The organism is Streptomyces sp. NBC_00490 (genome assembly GCF_036013645.1).
Lineage (GTDB): Bacteria > Actinomycetota > Actinomycetes > Streptomycetales > Streptomycetaceae > Streptomyces > Streptomyces canus_F.
This window is the reverse complement of sequence record NZ_CP107869.1, coordinates 6,738,992-6,758,237: the sequence shown is the minus strand read 5'-3', so window position 1 is coordinate 6,758,237 and position 19,246 is coordinate 6,738,992. Positions and strand designations below refer to the sequence as shown.

General features: G+C 70.6%; 20 protein-coding genes and 1 pseudogene. 9 read left to right on the top strand and 12 right to left on the bottom strand.

Annotated elements, in window-relative coordinates; all coding sequences use genetic code 11:
* Positions 1-4: 4 nt before the first annotated feature.
* From OG381_RS30990 to OG381_RS30975, 4 genes and pseudogenes are all read right to left on the bottom strand, one after another.
* Positions 5-1,200 (bottom strand): annotated as a pseudogene (locus tag OG381_RS30990) (RNA polymerase sigma factor).
* Positions 1,201-1,204: 4 nt separating this feature from the next.
* A complete protein-coding gene (locus OG381_RS30985) occupies positions 1,205-1,618 on the bottom strand; it encodes a YciI family protein (RefSeq protein ID WP_327719336.1) in 414 nt (137 codons plus the stop codon).
* Positions 1,619-1,702: 84 nt separating this feature from the next.
* Positions 1,703-1,912 (bottom strand): hypothetical protein, encoded by a 210-nt coding sequence (locus OG381_RS30980; RefSeq protein ID WP_327719335.1) that lies wholly within the window; start codon positions 1,910-1,912, stop codon positions 1,703-1,705.
* A gap of 26 nt (positions 1,913-1,938) precedes the next feature.
* Positions 1,939-2,523 carry a dihydrofolate reductase family protein gene (locus OG381_RS30975; protein ID WP_327719334.1) on the bottom strand — a complete coding sequence of 195 codons (585 nt, stop codon included), beginning with the start codon at positions 2,521-2,523 and terminating at the stop codon, positions 1,939-1,941.
* 129 nt (positions 2,524-2,652) lie between these two features.
* On the opposite strand from OG381_RS30975, the gene OG381_RS30970 reads away from it, so the two are divergent.
* Positions 2,653-3,243 carry a TetR/AcrR family transcriptional regulator gene (locus OG381_RS30970; RefSeq protein WP_327719333.1) on the top strand — a complete coding sequence of 197 codons (591 nt, stop codon included), beginning with the start codon at positions 2,653-2,655 and terminating at the stop codon, positions 3,241-3,243.
* A gap of 61 nt (positions 3,244-3,304) precedes the next feature.
* Here OG381_RS30970 and OG381_RS30965 read toward each other — a convergent pair whose 3' ends face one another.
* The 3 genes from OG381_RS30965 to OG381_RS30955 all read right to left on the bottom strand — a co-directional run bounded on the left by OG381_RS30965 (position 3,305) and on the right by OG381_RS30955 (position 6,764).
* Positions 3,305-3,904, bottom strand: a complete 600-nt coding sequence (locus OG381_RS30965; RefSeq protein ID WP_327719332.1) for a GNAT family N-acetyltransferase — start codon at positions 3,902-3,904, stop codon at positions 3,305-3,307.
* A 263-nt stretch (positions 3,905-4,167) separates the two neighbouring features.
* Positions 4,168-5,244 (bottom strand): family 2 encapsulin nanocompartment cargo protein polyprenyl transferase, encoded by a 1,077-nt coding sequence (locus OG381_RS30960; protein WP_327719331.1) that lies wholly within the window; start codon positions 5,242-5,244, stop codon positions 4,168-4,170.
* 113 nt (positions 5,245-5,357) lie between these two features.
* Positions 5,358-6,764 carry a family 2B encapsulin nanocompartment shell protein gene (locus OG381_RS30955; RefSeq protein WP_327719330.1) on the bottom strand — a complete coding sequence of 469 codons (1,407 nt, stop codon included), beginning with the start codon at positions 6,762-6,764 and terminating at the stop codon, positions 5,358-5,360.
* 283 nt (positions 6,765-7,047) lie between these two features.
* Between OG381_RS30955 and OG381_RS30950 the strand changes: the two genes are divergently transcribed.
* Positions 7,048-7,638: an N-acetylmuramoyl-L-alanine amidase gene (locus tag OG381_RS30950; protein ID WP_327719329.1), complete on the top strand. Its 591-nt coding sequence runs from the start codon at positions 7,048-7,050 to the stop codon at positions 7,636-7,638.
* A 45-nt stretch (positions 7,639-7,683) separates the two neighbouring features.
* Positions 7,684-8,586, top strand: a complete 903-nt coding sequence (locus OG381_RS30945) for a 1-aminocyclopropane-1-carboxylate deaminase/D-cysteine desulfhydrase (protein WP_327719328.1) — start codon at positions 7,684-7,686, stop codon at positions 8,584-8,586.
* An 87-nt stretch (positions 8,587-8,673) separates the two neighbouring features.
* On the opposite strand, the gene OG381_RS30940 is transcribed toward OG381_RS30945, so the two are convergent.
* Positions 8,674-10,269: a Na+/H+ antiporter gene (locus OG381_RS30940; protein WP_327719327.1), complete on the bottom strand. Its 1,596-nt coding sequence runs from the start codon at positions 10,267-10,269 to the stop codon at positions 8,674-8,676.
* Positions 10,270-10,331: 62 nt separating this feature from the next.
* Here OG381_RS30940 and OG381_RS30935 point away from each other — a divergent pair, with 62 nt between their 5' ends.
* From OG381_RS30935 to OG381_RS30925, 3 genes are all read left to right on the top strand, one after another.
* Complete coding sequence (locus OG381_RS30935) at positions 10,332-10,592, top strand: UBP-type zinc finger domain-containing protein (protein ID WP_095046657.1); 261 nt, start codon at positions 10,332-10,334, stop codon at positions 10,590-10,592.
* A 259-nt stretch (positions 10,593-10,851) separates the two neighbouring features.
* Positions 10,852-11,265 (top strand): anti-sigma regulatory factor, encoded by a 414-nt coding sequence (locus OG381_RS30930; RefSeq protein ID WP_030784224.1) that lies wholly within the window; start codon positions 10,852-10,854, stop codon positions 11,263-11,265.
* 17 nt (positions 11,266-11,282) lie between these two features.
* Positions 11,283-12,359 (top strand): RNA polymerase sigma factor SigF, encoded by a 1,077-nt coding sequence (locus OG381_RS30925; protein ID WP_443061948.1) that lies wholly within the window; start codon positions 11,283-11,285, stop codon positions 12,357-12,359.
* A gap of 14 nt (positions 12,360-12,373) precedes the next feature.
* On the opposite strand, the gene OG381_RS30920 is transcribed toward OG381_RS30925, so the two are convergent.
* Positions 12,374-12,823, bottom strand: coding sequence for a hypothetical protein (locus tag OG381_RS30920; protein ID WP_327719325.1), 450 nt, complete (start codon positions 12,821-12,823; stop codon positions 12,374-12,376).
* Between the two features lie 172 nt (positions 12,824-12,995).
* On the opposite strand from OG381_RS30920, the gene OG381_RS30915 reads away from it, so the two are divergent.
* Positions 12,996-13,964 (top strand): diacylglycerol/lipid kinase family protein, encoded by a 969-nt coding sequence (locus OG381_RS30915; RefSeq protein ID WP_327719324.1) that lies wholly within the window; start codon positions 12,996-12,998, stop codon positions 13,962-13,964.
* A gap of 319 nt (positions 13,965-14,283) precedes the next feature.
* Positions 14,284-14,541, top strand: coding sequence for a WhiB family transcriptional regulator (locus OG381_RS30910; protein WP_016639615.1), 258 nt, complete (start codon positions 14,284-14,286; stop codon positions 14,539-14,541).
* A 181-nt stretch (positions 14,542-14,722) separates the two neighbouring features.
* Here the strand turns inward: OG381_RS30910 and OG381_RS30905 are convergent, their stop codons facing one another.
* On the bottom strand, positions 14,723-16,189 hold the full coding sequence (locus tag OG381_RS30905; protein WP_307037199.1) for a sensor histidine kinase: 1,467 nt from the start codon (positions 16,187-16,189) through the stop codon (positions 14,723-14,725).
* A gap of 449 nt (positions 16,190-16,638) precedes the next feature.
* Positions 16,639-17,271 (bottom strand): TetR/AcrR family transcriptional regulator, encoded by a 633-nt coding sequence (locus OG381_RS30900; RefSeq protein ID WP_327719323.1) that lies wholly within the window; start codon positions 17,269-17,271, stop codon positions 16,639-16,641.
* A 95-nt stretch (positions 17,272-17,366) separates the two neighbouring features.
* On the opposite strand from OG381_RS30900, the gene OG381_RS30895 reads away from it, so the two are divergent.
* Positions 17,367-18,128 carry an SDR family oxidoreductase gene (locus tag OG381_RS30895; RefSeq protein WP_327719322.1) on the top strand — a complete coding sequence of 254 codons (762 nt, stop codon included), beginning with the start codon at positions 17,367-17,369 and terminating at the stop codon, positions 18,126-18,128.
* Positions 18,129-18,168: 40 nt separating this feature from the next.
* Here the strand turns inward: OG381_RS30895 and OG381_RS30890 are convergent, their stop codons facing one another.
* Entirely contained in the window at positions 18,169-19,239 is a 1,071-nt protein-coding gene (locus OG381_RS30890; RefSeq protein ID WP_327719321.1) for an SIS domain-containing protein, read from the bottom strand.
* Between the last annotated feature and the right edge of the window lie 7 nt (positions 19,240-19,246).

The following is a 19,246-nucleotide window of genomic DNA, read 5'->3' as shown; positions in this document are numbered from 1 at the left end:
CACGTTAAGCCCTGAGCCGTGCCGCCCGCGCGTGCAAATAGCGCTGCTCGGGCAGGCTCAGCGTCTGCGCGGCCGCCGACTCGTAGGCGGCGCGGGCTTCGTCGTACGATCCGGCGCGCTCCAGCAGATGCGCCCGTACGGCGTCCCGCCGGTGTCCCAACTCGCCCTCCAGGGCGTCCACTTCGGCGAGGCCCGCCGCGGGCCCGTGGACCATGGCGACGGCGACCGCGCGGTTGAGGAGTTCGACGGGGCCGGGGACGAGGCGGACCAGGACGTCGTAGAGGCCGAGGATCTCCCGCCAGTCGGTGGCCTCGGCGGAGGGTGCCTCGTCGTGCACGGCGGCGATGGCCGCGCGCAGTTGGTACGGGCCCGCCGGGCCGCTGCTCAGGGCGTGGGTGATGAGGGCCACGCCCTCCTCGATCGCGGCCTTGTCCCAGCGGTCGCGGTCCTGTTCGTCGAGGGGCACGAGGTCGCCGTGCGGGCCGGTGCGGGCCTCGCGGCGGGCGTCGGTGAGCAGCATCAGGGCGAGCAGTCCGGTGACCTCGCCGGTGCCGGGGAGGAGACGGTGGACGGTGCGGGTCAGCCGGATCGCCTCGCCGGCGAGGTCGCGGCGTTGCAGCGCCGGGCCGGAGGTCGCCGTATAGCCCTCGTTGAAGATCAGGTACAGCGTGTGGAGGACGGCCGGCAGCCGCTCCACCCCGTGGTCGGGCCGCCCGAAGCGCACCCCCTTCACCTTCTGCTTGGCACGGCTGATGCGCTGGGCCATGGTCGCCTCGGGCACCAGGTGGGCGCGGGCGATCTCGGCCGTCGTCAGACCGCCGACCGCGCGCAGGGTGAGGGCGATCTGCGCGGGTGGGGGCAGGTCGGGGTGGCAGCACAGGAAGAGGAGGGAGAGGGTGTCGTCGTCCTGCGGGACCCGCTCGGCCGGCGGCAGGGCGAGCGCCGCCGCCTTCTCCTCCCGAGCCCGCCGCGCGTCCTCCGCCCGCAGGGCGTCCACGAGCCGCCGCGAGGCCACCTTGATGAGCCAGCCGCGCGGGTTGTCCGGCACCCCGCCCTCGGGCCACTGCCGGCCGCCGCGAGGAGTGCCTCCTGTACGGCGTCCTCGGCGGTGTCGAAATGGCCGTAGCGCCTGATCAGCGCGGAGAGGACCTGCGGCGCGTGCAGGCGCAGCAGGTCCTCGACGTCGGTCGTCCTCCGCACGGGCTCAGATGTCCCCGGCGCCGTCCAGGATGGGGCGGATCACCACCGGGTACTCGGGGGCGCCCGCGGGCTGCGGGCAGCGGGCGATGCGCTCGGCGATCTCCGTGACCCGTTCCAGGCTCGCGCAGTCCAGCACCCAGTAGCCGGCCAGCAGCTCCTTGGTCTCGCTGTACGGCCCGTCGGTGATCACGGCCTTGCCGTCCGGGCCAAGGCCGACGTGCCGGACCTTCGCGGGCTCGGCGAGGCCCTGGCCGTCGACCATCTCGCCGCTCTCGGCCAGGTCGTCGTTGATCGCGCTCATGAAGGCGTACATCGCCTGGATCTCCTGCTCGCTCCAGGCCGGGGAGTTCGCTGAGCCCTTGCCGCGCATGGCCTCGTAGTCGGCCTGGGTTCCCTGCACCATGACCAGGTACTTCATGAGTCCACTCCTTCGGCTCCGGCCGCCCCTGACGGGCGGCTCTCACAGGGGACGTCGGAGCCGGGCCCGGGTTCTCGACAGGGTTCAGGGTTTTTTCGCGGCGGATTTCCAGCCGGTCTTCCTCGCGCGCTCGTCCTCGGGCTCAGTGCCCTCCTGGACGTGCGCCTCGCACTTCGGATTCCGGCACGGCCCGGCCACCCAGACCGGGACCCACGCGCCCAGCGTCTTGTGACGCTTGACGACGGTCTCGACAGACTGTCCACAGGCGGGACAGGCATTTCTCTCGCTGTCCATGCCTTCAGGGTAGGGCGGACAGGACGTCAGCGCTTCCTGCTGTACGTCCGCACGAACACGCCGTTCTTGAAGGTGCGGACGTCGTCGAGGCCGAACTCGGTGATCGAGAAGCCGGATCCGAACATCGGCATGCCCGAGCCGATGGTGACCGGGTACGTCTTGATGACGAGCTCGTCGATCAGGTCGAACAGTTCGCCCGCGATCCGGGATCCGCCGCACAGATAGATCCCCAGCTCCCCTTCCTCGGCCTTCAGCTCGCGGACCCTGCCGACCAGGTCGTCGGCGATGATCTCGACGTGGGGGTCGGGCGACTCGGTCAGGGTGCGCGAGGCGACGTACTCCCGCAGGTGGGCGTAGGGGCTGGTGACGCCCTGCTTCAGGCCCTCGTTGTAGCTGCCGCGGCCCTGGACGACGGTGTCCCAGCGCTTGTTCGCGAGGCCGTCGAGACCGAGGGCCCTGCGGCCCGCGGTCGCCAGGGTCTCCGGGTACTCGGCCGCGAGGAACGCCAGGAACTCCTCGTCGACGAACGGCATCATGAACTCCGCGTCGCCGCTCTCGTCCCCGATGAAGCCGTCGATGGAACAGGCGATGAAGTAGGTGAGCTTGCGCAAGCTGGTCTCTTTCCGTCGGCCGGGTACCGGCTGTGCATTGTCCGTTGAACCACTTCATTTATAGTGCTTCACTTGTAGTGGTTGCAAGATGTTTTCGGCACCTGGCACAAGTAGGAAAGGGGATTCCGCATGGCGAGCAATCCGGAGCGCCGGGCGGCGCTGGTCGACGCGGGGATCGAGGTGCTCTCACGGGAGGGGGCGCGGGGGCTGACGTTCCGCGCGGTGGACGCGGAGGCCGGGGTGCCGGTGGGGACCGCCTCCAACTACTTCACCGGGCGCGACGACCTGCTGCGCCAGATAGACGCCCGGCTCCATGTACGACTCGCTCCGGACCCCTCGGTGCTCGCCGAGCTGATGACGAGACCGAAGGACCGCGCGCTGGTCACGGCCTTCATGCACGACCTCATGGCCCGCGCGACCCGCGACCGCACCGGCTACCTGGCCCTTCTGGAAATGCGCCTCGAAGCCACCCGCCGCCCCGGACTCCGGGAGTCCTACACCGAGTCGGTACGCGGAGACCTCGACTACGCCATGCGGTTCCACCGCGACGCGGGGCTGCCCGGCGGCGACGAAACGGTCGTGGTCCTCTACCTCGCGATGCTCGGCCTGATCCTGGAACACCTGACCCTGCCGGGGGTACTGGACGGGGTGCTGCCCGGGGTGGGGGTGCCGGAAGGGATGGTGGAGCGGGTGGTGGCGATGGTGGTGCCGGAGGGGTAGCCGCTCGGCCCACCCGGCGCCCCTGTGGCCGCACGCACCCCCGCGTCCCGCTCGGGTCGGCTCAGCCCCGCGGCTCGCGCCACATCGGCCACATCCGGGGGCCGTCCGGGAGGTCCAGCGCGGGGCCGGTGAGCTCGAAGCCGAGGCGCTCGTACAGGGCGCGGCTGCGGGCGCTGCTCGCTTCCAGGTAGGCGCAGAGACCCTCGCGATCGCAGCGGTCGAGGACCGAGGCGATGAGCGCGCTGCCCAGGCCCTGGCCCTGGTGGCCCGGTGCCACGCCGATCATCCACAGGTATTCGTGGGCGCGGCCGGCGGGGTGGATGTCCGCCGTCAGCCGGCCGATCAGCTCGACGCGCTCGTTGTCCGGGTCGACCTCCGCGCGCAGCTCGGCGGGACCGTCGGCACCCTCCTCGTCCGCGTGCTCGCCGTCCGGCACCGGGAGCCACAGCGCACAGGCCGTACCGTCCTCGGTGACGTCGACGCGCCCCTCGGCCAGCACGATGTCGGTGAAGGCGGCCATGAGCCGAGGGTGGGCCGTACGACGGTGCTCGTCACCCGGGAACACCCACCGGCTGACCGGGTCGTCCTGGAACGCCGCGTCCAGCAGTCCGACGACCAGTTCACGATCCCCTTCGCCCGCCGCCCGGATCGCCACACCCATGTTCCGCCGCCCCTCTCTCAACCGCCCTTGATCGTACGGGCGTTGACTCTATAGGGGGGCCGAAGGGAGAGGCGAGTGAGTCGAAGGGGAACCGAGCTGCCAAAAAAGAGAGGGCGGGGCCCGCACGCCGTGGGGATGTGCGGGACCCGCCTGACCGGAGCCCCTCGGGGCCGTGCGGGGTCAGGAGCCGCACGGCCCCGGGGGCTCCGGGGTCCGGATCGACTGCTTCCGCAGAGCAGTACGGCCTACGGGGGTACCAGCGCTCAACTGGTACGCCGTGTCACGAACTCGGCCAGGGCCAGCAGTCCCTCCGCCGCCGCCGGCTCGGGCACCGCACGGGACAGTTCCGCGATCGCGCGGGCCATCCGGTCGGCCGCCTGGACCTGCGCCCAGTCACGTCCGCCGGCCCGCTCGACGGCGAGTGCCGTCCGGTCCAGGTCCTCCTTCGCGTACGGAGTCGTGTAGAGCTCCGCCAGTTCCGCGCCCGCCGGGGTGCCGGAGGCCAGCGCGGCGACGACCGGCAGGGACTTCTTGCGGACCGCGAGGTCGGCCCCGGCCGGTTTGCCGGTGTGGCGCGGGTCGCCCCATATGCCGATCACGTCGTCGATGAGCTGGAAGGCGAGCCCGGCCTCCCGGCCGAACGCGTCCAGCGCCTCGACGTCCTCCCGCGACGCGCCCGCGTACAGCGCGCCCACCGCACAGGCACATCCGATCAGCGCGCCGGTCTTGGCCTCGGCCATGGCGAGCACCTCGTCGAGGGTGACCTCGCCGGGGTCCTGTGTCTCCATGGCCGTGTCCGCGTGCTGGCCGGCGCACAGCTCGACGACACAGGCCGCGAGCCGGGCGGCCGCGGCCCCGGCCGCCGGGTGCGGGTCCTGCGCGAGCAGCCCGAGGGCGAGCGCCTGGAGGGTGTCACCGGCGAGGATCGCGTCGGCGTCACCGAACACCGTCCACGCGGTGGGCCGGTGCCGCCGGGTGGTGTCCCGGTCCATCACGTCGTCGTGCAGCAGCGTGAAGTTGTGGACCAGTTCCACCGCCGCGGCCGCCCGCACGGCCACCTCCCGCGCCGCCGCTCCCCCCAGTGCGGCGGCCGCGGTGAGGACGAGTGCGGGCCGTATCGCCTTGCCGGCGTTGCCCGCCGCCGGGGTGCCGTCGGCGTGCTCCCAGCCGAAGTGGTAGAGCGCGATCCGGCGCATGGAGCCCGGCAGCGAGTCGATCGCCTCGCGCAGCACGGGGTCGACCGAGGCCCGGGCCCGCTCCAGGATCACCGCCGCCTCGTGCCCGTCGAGCGGCTCCGTCCCGGCGGGGTGCTGGGGCACCTCCCTCATGAGCTCGGCCATGGAGGTCTCCTCGGAGAGTCCGCGGACGGTGGCGTTTCCGCCGCGGCTGGGCGCGTTCGACCGGGGTGTACCCGCCCGCGGGGGCGGGGACACGGTTCCCAGCTGCGGGAACGTCACCTCCACCGGCCGATCTCGACGTTCTCCAACACACCGAGCGCGTCCGGCACCAGCACCGCGGCGGAGTAGTACGCCGTCACCAGGTACTTGATGATCGCCTGCTCGTTGATGCCCATGAACCGCACCGACAGGCTCGGCTCGATCTCGTCCGGGATGCCGGCCTGCTGCAGACCGATGACGCCCTGCTCGGCCTCGCCGGTACGCATCGCGATGATCGAGGTCGTACGGGCCTCGGTGACCGGGATCTTGTTGCACGGGTAGATCGGCACCCCCCGCCAGGTGGGGATGCGGTTGCCGCCCACGTCGATGGTCTCGGGGACGAGTCCGCGCTTGTTGAGCTCACGCCCGATCGCGGAGATCGCGCGCGGATGCGCGAGCAGCAGCTTGGTGCCGCGCCGCCTGCTGAGGAGCTCGTCCAGGTCGTCGGGGCTGGGCACGCCGTCGTGCGGCTGGATGCGCTGGTCGTACTCGCAGTTGCTGAGCAGTCCGAACTCGCGGTTGTTGACGAGCTCGTGCTCCTGGCGCTCCTTCAACGCCTCCACAGTGAGCCTCAGTTGCTGCTCGGTCTGGTTCATCGGCTGGTTGTAGAGGTCGGCCACGCGCGAGTGGATGCGCAGCACCGTCTGGGCCACGCTCAGTTCGTACTCGCGCGGCCGGGCCTCGTAGTCCACGAAGGTGTGCGGGATGTCCGGCTCGCCGCTGTGGCCGGCCGCGAGGTCGATCGCCTTCTCACCGTATTTGTTGGTGCTCTGCTCCGGGATCGAACGCAGCGCCTGGAGGTGATCACGCAGGGAGTCGGTGCGCTCCGCGACCTGCTCGACGGCGTTGCGCGGAAGGACGAGCACCGTGCAGGCGGTGACCGCGCGGGCGGTGTACTCCCAGATGGCCTCGGGGTCCAGCAGCGCCTGGTCGCCGAAGTAGGCGCCGTCGGCGAGGACTCCGAGGACGGCGTCGTCGCCGTAGGGGCCCGTGCCGATCTTCTCCACCCTGCCGTGCGCGAGCAGGAAGACCACGTCGGCCTGGCTGCCGAACGAGGCGATCACGTCCCCCGCCGCGAACTCGCGCTGCTCACACCGCCGGGCGAGCTCCGTGAGCACCTCCTCGTCGTCGTACGTCCGGAGCGCCGGCAGTTCGCACAGCTCCTCCGGGATGACCTCGACCCGTTCGCCCGTCTTCACGAAAGTGACCCGGCCGTCCCCCACGGCGTAGGTCAGCCGCCGGTTCACGCGGTACGTACCGCCTTGAACATTCACCCAGGGCAGCGTGCGCAGCAGCCAGCGCGAGCTGATCTCCTGCATCTGGGGTGCGGACTTGGTGGTGGTGGCCAGGTTCCGCGCGGCCGCCGTGCCGAGGCTCTGCTGCGGCCGGCCCTGCTCGGTGCGGACCTCTTCGCCTACCGACATATGAGAATTGCCCTCCCGGTCAACCCCGGCGCCGGTCTGCACCGGGGCATCGAACTGCGGACCAGCCTTCCATCACGGAGTGTGCTGGTGCTATTACACGAAAGAGTTGGAATGGATCTTCGATAACTGGGCAATACCGAGATCTCGCACACTGTTCCCGGCCCGGTGTCCGAAACAGCTCGCACACCGTGCGAACCAAGTGGTCCCGGCTGTCCGCCCCGGGTACAAGCAGCGGTACGAGCCGGTCGCGACAGGCGGTCGCCGCGCAAGCGAAGGAGGCGGCATGGCCCCACCCATGTCCGCGAACACGTTCCTGGACGCCCTGCAGGACGAGGGCGTCACCGTCGTCCAGGTCGGCGACTGGAGACATCACAACCGCAATCACAAGGGCCCCTGGGGCCCGGTGCACGGCGTGATGATCCACCACACGGTGACCAAGGGCAGCGCGCGCACCGTCGAACTCTGCCGCGACGGCTACGAGGACCTCCCCGGCCCGCTCTGCCACGGCGTGATCACCAAGGACGGCCGCGTCCACCTCGTCGGCTACGGCCGCGCCAACCACGCGGGCCTCGGCGACGACGACGTCCTGCGCGCGGTGATCGCCGAGACGGCCCTGCCGGCGGACAACGAGGCGAACACCGACGGCAACCGCCACTTCTACGGCTTCGAGTGCGAGAACCTCGGCGACGGCCGGGACCCGTGGCCGGAGGCCCAGCTGGACGCGATCGAGAAGGTCGCCGCCGCGATCTGCCGCCACCACGGCTGGACGGAACGGTCGGTCATCGGCCACCTGGAGTGGCAGCCCGGGAAGGTGGACCCACGCGGCTTCACGATGGCGTCGATGCGGACCCGGATCAGGGACCGTCTGACGTGACGGCACGGCTGGTCCGGGGGCGGCCACACAGGCGACAATGAGGGCGTGACCAGCACCGACCTCGCCGACCTGCGCCCCCGGCTCCCGTCGCCGCTGCAGGAGATCGAGGACGACCGCTTCACCCGCCGGGGTGTCCGCCTGTCACTGAAACGCGACGACCTGATCCACCCGGACCTCGTCGGCAACAAGTGGCGCAAGCTCGCCCCGAACCTCACGGCCGCGGCCGGCCGCACCCTGCTCACCTTCGGCGGCGCGTACTCCAACCACCTGCGCGCGACGGCCGCCGCGGGGCGGTTGCTGGGGCTGCCGACGGTCGGCGTGGTCCGCGGCGACGAACTGGCCGACCGGCCCCTCAACCCGTCCCTGGCCCGCTGCGTGTCCGACGGCATGCGGCTGTCTTTCGTCGACAGATCGACCTATCGCCGCAAGAACGAGCCGTCGGCTCTGGCGGCGGTACTGCGCGCGGCCGGGGCCGAGGACGCGTACGTCGTGCCCGAGGGCGGGAGCAACGCACTCGCGGTACGGGGCTGCCGGGCGCTCGGTGAGGAGCTGCGGGGGCGGGCCGACGTGGTCGCGGTGGCGTGCGGGACGGGCGGGACCTTCGCGGGGCTGGCGGCCGGGCTGGGGGCGGGTCAGCGGGCGTTGGGGATACCGGTGCTCAAGGGCGGGTTCCTGACGGCCGGCATAGAGGGTCTGCAGCGGGAGGCGTTCGGGGGGCGCCGCGGTGAGTGGGCGCTGGACGACCGGTTCCACTTCGGGGGGTACGCACGCACGACACCCGAACTCGACGCCTTCGCGGAGGACTTCGAGGGGCGGCACGGGGTGGGGGTGGAGCGGCTGTATGTCGCCAAGTTGCTGTATGGACTTGCGGCGTTGGCGGAAGAGGGGGCGTTCGAGCCGGGGAGCAGGGTGACCGCCGTGATCACCGGAGCGCCGTACGACGGGTGACCGGCGGGGCTTCTTGCGGGACTTGCGCCCCGTCGCCTTCTTGGCGCCCTGGACGAAGTCGTCCCCGGTGTCCCAGCCCCGCACTCGTCACGTCGCCTCGCGGTACGCCGCCGCCTCCTCCAGGTCCAGCCTGCGCAGCAGGGTCCGCAGCATCTCGTCGTCGATGTAGCGCCCGTCCCGCAGTTTCACGAACACCTCGCGTTCGGCGCCGATCATCTCCCGGGACAGCCGGCGGTAGGTGTCGTCGACGGTCTCGCCGGTCACCGGGTTCACCGCGCCCAGGCGCTCCCAGACGGCGTTGCGGCGGCGTTCCAGGACCGAGCGGAGGCGGTCGGCGAGGGGTTGCGGGAGGGAGTTGCGTTCGTCGGAGAGGAGGCCGTCCAGGGTGCGTTCGGCGGCCCGGGAGGCCTGTGCCTGGGCGTTGGCCTCCGCCAGGGTCTCGGCCTGGGCGTCGCGGCCGGGGAGCTTCAGCAGGCGGATCAGCGGGGGCAGGGTGACGCCCTGGACGACCAGGGTGCCGATGACGGTGGTGAAGGTCAGGAAGAGGATGAGGTTGCGGCCGGGGAACGGTTCGCCGCCGTGCATGGTCTCGGGGATCGAGAAGGCGATGGCCAGCGAGACCACACCGCGCATGCCGGCCCAGGCGATGACGAACGGCGCCTTCCAGGTGGGGTTGTCCTCACGCTTCCTGATCCGCGCGGAGAGCAGGCGCGGCAGGAACGTCGCGGGGTACACCCAGACGAACCGCGACGCGACGACCACCGCGAAGACGGCCACCGCGTACATGACGGCGTCGCCGCCCTCGTACTCCCCGAGCCCCTTCACCACGACGCGGAGCTGCAGACCGATGAGGGCGAACACCGACGACTCCAGGACGAAGGCGACCATCTTCCACACGGCGTCCTCCTGGAGGCGCGTGGCGAAGTCGACCTCCCACGCGCGGTGTCCGAGGAAGAGGGCCACGACGACGACCGCGAGGACTCCGGAGGCGTGGAACTGCTCGGCGGCGGCGTAGGCGACGAAGGGGATCAGCAGGGAGAGGGTGTTCTGGAGCAGCGGTTCCTTGAGGTGGGTGCGCAGCCAGTGGATCGGGACCATCAGGATCAGACCGACCGCCACGCCGCCGACCGCCGCGAGCAGGAACTCGCCGATGCCGCCCGCCCAGGACGCGCCCTCGCCGACCGCGGCCGCGAGGGCGACCCGGTAGGCGGTGATCGCGGTGGCGTCGTTCACCAGGGACTCGCCCTGGAGGATCGTGGTGATCCGGGACGGCAGCCCCACCCGGCGCGCCACCGCCGTCGCCGCGACCGCGTCCGGCGGCGCCACCACCGCGCCCAGGACGAGCGCCCCGGTCAGCGACAGGCCGGGCACGATCCGGTAGGCGGCCCAGCCGACGACGATGGTCGCGAAGAGCACGTACCCCACGGACAGCAGCGCCACGGGCCGCAGTTGCGCGCGCAGGTCGAGGTAGGAGCTGTCGGTGGCCGCCGAGTGCAGCAGCGGGGGCAGCACGAGGGGCAGGACGATGTCCGGGTCGAGGGTGTACTCCGGGACCCCCGGGACGTACGAGAGCACCAGCCCCACGGCCACCAGCAGCAGGGGCGCCGGCACCGGGGTGCGCCGGGCCGCCGCGGCGACCGCGGCGCTTCCCGCCACCAGCAGCAGCAGTGGCATCACGTCCATGGTCTTCGCCCACCCTCGTTTTTCCGCACGGTCTTCCGCGCGGCCGTCGTAATCTGGCAATCATGAAACAGTGCACGCATGCCGACGCGCTGCCGCACCCGGAACCCGCCCCGCTGAGCGACACGTGCGTCGAGTGTCTGCGCGAGGGCCGGCACCCGGTGCAGCTGCGACTGTGCCTCGACTGCGGCCACGTCGGCTGCTGCGACTCCTCGCCGGGAAGACATGCCACCGAGCACCACAAGGATTCCGGACACCCGATCATGCGGACATTCGAACCCGGTGAGAGCTGGCGATGGTGCTTCGTGGACCACGTTCTCGTATGACCTCGGACCGCTCCGGTTTTCGACGGTTCGACCGTCTGACGTCTGGGTACGTCAACCCGGCGCGCGTTCTTCCCAATTGGAGCCGCAGACCCCTAGACACGGAGCGTATCCACAGTTTTACTGTGAGTGACGCCGAGGGGTTGGGGTCCTGGGGACAGGAAAGTTGAGAGCGCGATAGCGTCACCGCTGAACCACACTTCGCGTTACCCCGGGGGGCGACCCTCGGCCCCGAAAAGCTTGTACCACCTTGGAGGTGAGGGTGTCCCAGATCGCAGGCGAGCCCGCGACCCAGGACTTCGTGGAAGTCCGGCTGCCGGCTGCGGGTGCCTACCTGTCGGTGCTGCGTACGGCGACTGCCGGCCTCGCGGCCCGTTTGGACTTCACCCTCGACGAGATCGAGGACCTGCGCATCGCGGTGGACGAGGCGTGCGCGATCCTGCTCCAGCAGGCCGTGCCCGGCTCGGTCCTCAGTTGCGTCTTCCGCCTCGTCGACGACTCACTCGAGGTCACCGTCTCGGCGCCGACCACGGACGGTCACGCCCCCGCGCGTGACACCTTCGCCTGGACCGTCCTGTCCGCTCTCGCGGGCAAGGTCTCCTCAGCCGTGGACGACGACAAAACCGTTTCGATCAGCCTCTACAAACAGCGCGGCGCGGGACCCGGGCCGGCGTGAGGACAGGGGACGGGCCGGTGCGTGACGAAGAGCGCGGCACACGGGAGCTGCCGGCCGAGGGCACAGGCGGGTCCCGACGCATGGGGGACGGTGTCAACGGCATCCCCGAACAGGCCCGGCCGCATCCGGAGGACGACTCGCCGGGGGCCGGCTTCCTGGACGACGGGCAGCGGGATCAGGAAGGTGCCGTGCAGAGCGTGTCTCTGGACGGACGGATCGGGGTCTCCCCTGTCCGAGCAGAGACGAGGGCTCGGGGAAGGGCGACGGGCGGGACGATGAGCGAGCACCAGCGAGACGATCAACAGGGCGCGCAGAGCGGGCAGGCCACGCAGCACAACCCTCAGGACCGCAGCGGGGCGCGGGCACTCTTCATCGAGCTGCGCAAGCTGCAGGACGGCAGCGCGGAGTACGCGGACCTGCGCAACCGGCTGGTCCGTATGCACCTGCCGCTCGTCGAGCACCTCGCGCGCCGCTTCCGCAACCGCGGCGAGCCGCTGGACGACCTGACCCAGGTCGCCACCATCGGCCTGATCAAGTCGGTCGACCGCTTCGACCCGGAGCGCGGCGTCGAGTTCTCGACGTACGCGACCCCGACGGTCGTCGGCGAGATCAAGCGGCACTTCCGGGACAAGGGCTGGGCGGTCCGCGTCCCGCGCAGGCTGCAGGAACTGCGCCTCTCGCTCACCACGGCGACGGCGGAGCTCTCGCAGCTGCACGGTCGCTCCCCCACGGTCCACGAGCTGGCCGAGAAGCTGGGCATCTCGGAGGAGGAGGTCCTGGAGGGCCTGGAGTCCGCCAACGCGTACTCCACGCTGTCCCTGGACGTCCCGGACACCGATGACGAGTCCCCAGCGGTGGCGGACACCCTGGGCGCGGAGGACGAGGCGCTGGAGGGCGTCGAGTACCGCGAGTCGCTCAAGCCGCTCCTCGAGGACCTGCCCCCGCGCGAGAAGCGGATCCTGCTGCTGCGTTTCTTCGGCAACATGACGCAGTCGCAGATCGCGCAGGAGGTCGGCATCTCGCAGATGCATGTCTCCCGGCTGCTGGCGCGGACACTGGCGCAGCTGCGGGAAAAGCTCCTGGTGGAGGAGTAGTCGAGGGCCGGGCCCTACTTCTCCGCGCCGCCGGCGTTGCCGGGTCCGCGGATTCCGAGGGCCCGGGTCGTCTCCGCGTTGACGAGCAGGACGAGCGCGGTGACCGCGACGACCGCGAGCACGATCCCCGCCGGGATCGCCACACTGTCGGCCTGCAGCAGGTTGTAGGCCACGGGCAGCGCCAGGATCTGGGTGATGACGGCGGGCCCCCGGCTCCAGCTGCGACGGGCGAGCAGCCCCCGCGCGGCGAGCAGCGGCAGCAGGGCGAGGACGATCACCGTGATACCGCCGGTGACACCGGTCTGCCTGTCGCCCGAGTCGCCCGTGAGTCCCGCCACGAGCATCCACACGCCTCCGACCACCAGGGCGAGCCCCTCCAGCGCGGCCAGCGCGGCGGCGTAGATCAGCCGCCGCGGACGCGGACCGGCGGTTTCCTCGGGGACGGGCGTCTGCTCACTGGTCACCCCTGAAGGGTATCGGCCACCCAGCGCGTCCCCATGGCGGGCCCGAGCGTCTCTCCGGCGGTTCCGGACGCGTGCCCGGCACCGCCTCCGTGGCGAGGTTCACGTGCTCATCTCTTACGTGATCCCTACCTCGGCCTGTGCCGGGTACCACCCAGTAGGTACCCTGCAACTCATGCGTGCACTTCTCGTGGTCAATCCGGCAGCTACCACCACAAGCGCACGTACGCGCGATGTGCTGATCCACGCGCTCGCGAGCGAGATGAAGCTCGAGGCGGTCACCACCGAGTACCGAGGGCACGCGCGCGATCTGGGCAGGCAGGCGGCGGAGAGCCGGGACGTCGACCTGGTGGTCGCCCTCGGCGGCGACGGGACGGTCAACGAGGTCGTCAACGGTCTGCTGCACGCCGGGCCCGACCCGGAGCGGCTCCCCCGTCTCGCCGTGGTCCCCGGCGGCTCCACCAACGTCTTCGCCCGCGCCCTGGGCCTGCCCAACGACGCCGTGGAGGCGACCGGCGCGATCCTGGACGCCCTGCGGGACGGCAGCGAGCGCACGGTCGGCCTGGGCCTGACCTCGGGCACGCCCGGCACGGAGGACGAGGCGGTGCCCGCGCGCTGGTTCACCTTCAACGCGGGCCTCGGTTTCGACGCCGGCGTGGTGGGCCGGGTCGAGCAGCAGCGCGAGCGCGGCAGGAAGTCGACGCACGCGCTGTACGTCCGCCAGGCCATGCGTCAGTTCTTCGGCGAGGCCCACCGCCGGCACGGCACGATCACCGTGGAGCGCCCGGACGCCGATCCGGTGACCGATCTGGTGCTGTCCATAGTCTCGAACACTTCTCCGTGGACGTTCCTGGGCAATCACCCGATGTACGCGTCGCCTAAGGCCTCGTTCGATAAAGGCCTCGACGTACTCGGTCTCAGCCGAATGACGACGACCGCTGTTGCCCGGTATGGCACCCAGTTGCTCACTTCGTCCCCCGAGCGTGGCCCGCATGGCAAGCATGCGTTCTCCCTGCACGACCTGGACCAGTTCACCTTGCATTCCAAGGTGCCCCTGCCCCTTCAGATGGACGGCGACCACCTAGGGCTGCGTACGAGCGTGACGTTCACAGGCGTACGCCGTGCACTGCGTGTGATTGTGTGAGCAGAAAGGGCTGAAGTCCTTTCACTCGAACGTTTAGGCCAGCATCCACCCCATGGAAGTACGGCTGTGACCTAGTCGACACCGAGGAATCAAAAAAAACTTTCCGGAAGGGGTTGTATCCGCCGCTGAGGTTTGCGAGTCTCTACGTGGCGATCGGGACAGCCCGCAACACCGGCTCCACAGATCACCGGAACCCCTCATCAAAACCCAGGACCACGCCGGGGAAACCTGACGTTCGGCCCTTCACTTGTTGAGGGATTCGTGAAAGCGTTCACATTCACAAGCAACTTGCATGTAATACCAAGGAGAGGTAGCAGCCATGGACTGGCGTCACAACGCCGTTTGCCGCGAGGAAGACCCCGAGCTCTTCTTCCCCATCGGCAACACCGGTCCTGCGCTGCTGCAGATCGAGGAAGCCAAGGCCGTCTGCCGCCGCTGCCCCGTCATGGAGCAGTGCCTGCAGTGGGCGCTCGAGTCCGGCCAGGACTCCGGCGTCTGGGGTGGTCTCAGCGAGGACGAGCGTCGCGCCATGAAGCGCCGCGCCGCCCGCAACCGGGCCCGTCAGGCTTCTGCCTGACGCACCCACCCCGCCTGAGCTTGGCGGCGCGTACAGCGAGTACGCATCTCCCGCCCCCGAGCCGCAGCGCGCAGTACCCCCGATGCGCAGCACAAGCTGGCAACGAGCATTCGAGCCCCGGACCACTTCAGGTCCGGGGCTTCTTGCTGTGCCCGTTTACTGAACACAGCGCGTTTCACTCCTACTTGTTCGCGCTCACCGGGACGTCCAGGATCACCCGGGTACCGCCCTCCGGCACCGGAACCATGTCGAACGTGCCGCCCAACTCGCCCTCCACCAGCGTCCGCACGATCTGAAGACCGAGGTTGCCGCCGGTGTGCGGGTCGAAGCCCTCGGGCAGACCGACCCCGTCGTCCTGGACCGTGACGAGGAGGCGAGCCTCCTTGGTCGTACCGCCACGGACGGCCGAGACCTCGACCGTGCCGGTCTCGCCCTCACGGAAGCCGTGCTCCAGGGCGTTCTGGAGGATCTCGGTCAACACCATCGACAGCGGGGTGGCGACCTCGGCGTCGAGGATGCCGAAGCGGCCGGTGCGCCGGCCGGCGACCTTGCCGGGCGAGATCTCCGCGACCATCGCCAGGACCCGGTCGGCGATCTCGTCGAACTCCACGCGTTCGTCCAGGTTCTGAGACAGCGTCTCATGCACGATCGCGATCGATCCGACCCGGCGGACCGCCTCTTCGAGGGCTTCGCGGCCGCGATCGGACTCGATACGGCGGGCCTGGAGGCGCAGCAGCGCGGCGACCGTCTGGAGGTTGTTCTTGACCCGGTGGTGGATCTCCCGGATGGTCGCGTCCTTGGTGATCAACTCGCGCTCGCGGCGCCGCAGTTCGGTGACGTCACGGAGCAGGACCAGCGAACCGATGCGGGTGCCCTTGGGCTTCAGCGGGATCGCCCTGAACTGGATGACCCCGTCACCCGACTCGATCTCGAACTCGCGCGGCGCCCAGCCGCTGGCGACCTTGGCGAGTGCCTCGTCCACCGGGCCGCGGGTGGGGGCGAGTTCGGCGGTGGTCATGCCGAGGTGGTGGCCGACCAGGTCGGAGGCGAGGCCGAGACGGTGGTAGGCGGAGAGCGCGTTCGGGGAGGCGTACTGGACGACACCGTCGGCGTCGAGGCGGATCAGGCCGTCGCCGACGCGTGGGGCGGCGTCCATGTCCATCTGCTGGTTCGCGAACGGGAAGGAACCGGCCGCGATCATCTGCGCGAGGTCCGACGCGCTCTGCAGATACGTCAGTTCGAGACGGCTCGGGGTGCGCACGGTGAGCAGGTTGGTGTTGCGCGCGATGACACCGAGGACGCGCCCCTCCCGTCGTACGGGGATCGACTCGACCCGTACGGGGACCTCTTCGCGCCACTCCGGGTCGCCCTCGCGCACGATCCGGCCCTCGTCGAGCGCGGCGTCGAGGAGCGGGCGGCGGCCGCGTGGGACGAGGTGGCCGACCATGTCGTCCTGGTAGGAGGTGGGGCCGGTGTTGGGGCGCATCTGCGCCACGGACACATACCGGGCGCCGTCCCGGGTGGGCACCCACAGCACGAGGTCGGCGAAGGAGAGGTCGGAGAGCAGCTGCCACTCCGACACCAGCAGATGGAGCCACTCGAGGTCGGAGTCGTCGAGGGCGGTGTGCTGGCGGACCAGTTCGTTCATGGAGGGCACGTGTGCGAGCGTACCTGGGGGTATGTGGATGGCCTAAAAGCGCCGGGGACCGTACGGTCCTGCGCACCGGGCCGGTCCGGACGGGCCCTGAGAACACCCGCGGGCCGCGGCGCCTGAGAGGGACCCTCAACCCTCTCGGCACCGCAGCCCGGAGCAACAACGGCCGCGGGGTGTGCGGTCCCGGTCGGCCGAAGGATGAGGAGCCGGGGCAGTCAGGGCAGAGAGCACCGGTTCCTCGGTCCGCCTTCCTGTGCGGGGAAGACGGAAGTCTGCGTATTCAGTTCTCTGCAACGCATTGTGGACTAGACCACTCGATGTGTCCATGCGTTGGAGGCTGTTCGTTGTTGTCAGTTCTCCGAGGGTCCCAGAAGTGGCTCGACCCCCGCTGGAGAACTGATCGGACGCCCTAGCATCCACCACGCAGCCTAACCCGTGTGGGTTCATGTGCGGGGCCAGATGGCCATGGCAATTTCCGCGAGCGCCTCCAGTTCCGAGCGGCTCGCGCCGTCGCGCGCCTGTTGGGACATGCCGTTGATGATCGCCCCGGTATGGCGGGCGAGCGCGGCGGCGTCGACGCCGGGCGGGAGTGCGCCGGTGGCGATGTCCGCCCGGATACGACTCTCGAAGGCGGCGATGGTGGCGTTGCGCCGGTCGCGCAGGGAGTCGGCGACCTCCGGGGTCGTGCAGTTGATGGCCGCGTGGGCGATGAGACAGCCGTGCGGGCGCTCCGGGTCCGTGTACTTGGCGGCGGCTTCCCGCAGGGTCCGTTCCACCACGGCGCGGGCCGTGGGTTCCTCGGCGAGGGCCCGGTCGGCGAAGGCGGCGTAGCGGGCGGTGTAGACGCGGACGGCTTCGTCGAAGAGGGAGCGCTTGTCGCCGAAGGCGGCGTAGAGACTCGGGGCGCCGATGTCCATGACCCGGGTGAGGTCGGAGACCGAGGTGGCCTCGTAGCCGTGCTCCCAGAAGGCGAGGATCGCCTTCTCCAGGGCGGTCTCCCGGTCGAAGGAACGAGGCCGGCCGCGGGGCCTGGCCACAGGGGCGGTCTTCGCCTTGGTCTCCTCACTGTTCACCATGGAGTGCATTTTATAGCGGGTGCTAGAGAATTGTCGGCGCCCTGTTGTACGGTCTTTGTGTATCGACCGCTAGGGAATTTCGAGGGGGCGTCGGCATGGGTGGCACGGGTGTGCTCGCGGGCAGGACGGCACTGGTCACGGGGGCGAGCAGGGGGATCGGGCGGGCGGTGGCCGAGCGGCTGGCGCGCGACGGGGCGCGGGTCGCCGTGCACTACGGCAGCAATGAGGCGGCGGCGAAGGAGACGGTCGCCGCGATCGAGGCGGCGGGCGGGAGCGCCTTCGCGATCCGGGCCGAGCTGGGCGTACCCGGCGACGCGGAGTCCTTGTGGGAGGCCTTCGACCGGCAGGCGCGGGGACTGGACATCCTGGTCAACAACGCGGGGATGGCCCTCTTCGCGACCGTCGAGGAGACGAACGAGGAGCTCTACGACCGGACGCAGGCGGTCAACGCCAGAGCGCCGTTCTTCATCGTCAAGCACGGCCTGCGGCGACTGCGCGACCAAGGCCGGATCATCAACGTCACGGCGGCGACAGACGCCGCCATCTCCCCCATAGCCGCGACCCACATGGCCAAGGGAGCCGTGACGACCCTGACCCGCTCCCTCGCGGCCGAGCTGGCACCGCGCGGCATCACCGCCAACTCGGTCGGTCCCGGCTTCATCGACACCGACCTGACGAGCGCGGCCCTGGCCGACCCCGCGATACGTGCGCACGCGGAGTCCGTATCGGTCTTCAAGCGCGTCGGCACCACGTCCGACGTGGCCGATGTGGTGGCGTTCCTGGCGTCACCGGACTCCCGCTGGGTCACGGGGCAGCACATCGACGCGACCGGGGGGTCGTTGCTGAGCCTGCACTAGCTCCCTGACCGATCCCGCCCCGGCCGTCAGTGGGTCTCCATCAGCGGGTCTCCGTCACCTTCGCCAGGGCGCGCGGCGCGTCCGGGTCCTGGCCGCGGGCGATCGTGACCTCGTAGGCGAGGAGTTGCAGCGGGATGATCTCCAGGACGGGCTGGAGCTCCTCGGCGATGCCCTCGGTGGGCAGGACGAAGCCGGCCGAGGCCTGTTCGACCTGGTCGGCGGGGCCGATGACGACCAGGTCGGCGCCTCGGCCGCGCAGTCGGTCGAGGACGGGCTGAAGGGCCTCGCCGCCCTTGCCGTCGGTGACGACCGCGATGACCGGGGAGACGTTGTCGACCATGGCGAGGGGGCCGTGCAGAAGGTCGGCGCCGGAGTAGGAGAGAGCCGGGATGTAGCTGGTCTCCATCAGCTTGAGGGCGGCCTCCTTGGCGGTGGGGTAGCCGTAGCCGCGCGAGGTGATCACCATGCGTTCGGCGAAGCGGTAGCGGGAGGCGAGGGCGCGGACCTCGTCCTGCCGGGCGAGGAGCCGCTCGGCGAGGTCGGGCAGGGTTTTCGCGGAGGCGCCGTCGCCGCCGCGCAGGCCCTCGACGAAGAGATAGAGCGCGAGGAGGGAGGCGGTGTAGGTCTTGGTCGCGGGGAGGGCCTTCTCCGGTCCGGCCATGATGTCGATGTGGTACTCGGAGACGCCGGCCAGCGGTGAGTCGGGGTTGTTGGTGACGGCGAGGGTGATCGCGCCGGCCTCGCGGGCGGCCCGGGTCGAGGCCACGAGGTCCGGGGAGCCGCCGGACTGACTGACGGTGACGACCAGGACGTCGGTGAGGTCGGGGCGCGCGCCGTAGGCGGTGGTGGTCGACATCGAGGTCAGACCGCAGGGCAGGCCGAGGCGGATCTCCAGGAGGTACTTGGCGTAGAGCGCGGCGTTGTCGGAGGTGCCGCGGGCGGTGAGCAGGACGAAGCGGGGGTTGCGGGCGGCGATCTCCTGGGCGACCTGCCGGATGCCGGGGGCGCCCTCCTCCAGGATCCGGCGGAGCACGGCAGGCTGCTCGGCCATCTCGCGGGCCATGATCCGGCCGGGGAGTTCGCTCTGGGGCTCCGATGTCGTGGCGGTCATGCGGGGG

Bases quoted from the DNA above. Each gene is read 5' to 3' on its own strand.
- OG381_RS30985 (WP_327719336.1), bottom strand. From the start codon at position 1,618: ATGAAGTACCTGGTCATGGTGCAGGGAACCCAGGCCGACTACGAGGCC.
- OG381_RS30980 (WP_327719335.1), bottom strand. From the start codon at position 1,912: ATGGACAGCGAGAGAAATGCCTGTCCCGCCTGTGGACAGTCTGTCGAG.
- OG381_RS30970 (WP_327719333.1), top strand. From the start codon at position 2,653: ATGGCGAGCAATCCGGAGCGCCGGGCGGCGCTGGTCGACGCGGGGATC.
- OG381_RS30965 (WP_327719332.1), bottom strand. From the start codon at position 3,904: ATGGGTGTGGCGATCCGGGCGGCGGGCGAAGGGGATCGTGAACTGGTC.
- OG381_RS30960 (WP_327719331.1), bottom strand. From the start codon at position 5,244: ATGGCCGAGCTCATGAGGGAGGTGCCCCAGCACCCCGCCGGGACGGAG.
- OG381_RS30955 (WP_327719330.1), bottom strand. From the start codon at position 6,764: ATGTCGGTAGGCGAAGAGGTCCGCACCGAGCAGGGCCGGCCGCAGCAG.
- OG381_RS30950 (WP_327719329.1), top strand. From the start codon at position 7,048: ATGGCCCCACCCATGTCCGCGAACACGTTCCTGGACGCCCTGCAGGAC.
- OG381_RS30940 (WP_327719327.1), bottom strand. From the start codon at position 10,269: ATGGACGTGATGCCACTGCTGCTGCTGGTGGCGGGAAGCGCCGCGGTC.
- OG381_RS30935 (WP_095046657.1), top strand. From the start codon at position 10,332: ATGAAACAGTGCACGCATGCCGACGCGCTGCCGCACCCGGAACCCGCC.
- OG381_RS30915 (WP_327719324.1), top strand. From the start codon at position 12,996: ATGCGTGCACTTCTCGTGGTCAATCCGGCAGCTACCACCACAAGCGCA.
- OG381_RS30910 (WP_016639615.1), top strand. From the start codon at position 14,284: ATGGACTGGCGTCACAACGCCGTTTGCCGCGAGGAAGACCCCGAGCTC.
- OG381_RS30905 (WP_307037199.1), bottom strand. From the start codon at position 16,189: ATGAACGAACTGGTCCGCCAGCACACCGCCCTCGACGACTCCGACCTC.
- OG381_RS30900 (WP_327719323.1), bottom strand. From the start codon at position 17,271: ATGGTGAACAGTGAGGAGACCAAGGCGAAGACCGCCCCTGTGGCCAGG.
- OG381_RS30895 (WP_327719322.1), top strand. From the start codon at position 17,367: ATGGGTGGCACGGGTGTGCTCGCGGGCAGGACGGCACTGGTCACGGGG.
- OG381_RS30890 (WP_327719321.1), bottom strand. From the start codon at position 19,239: ATGACCGCCACGACATCGGAGCCCCAGAGCGAACTCCCCGGCCGGATC.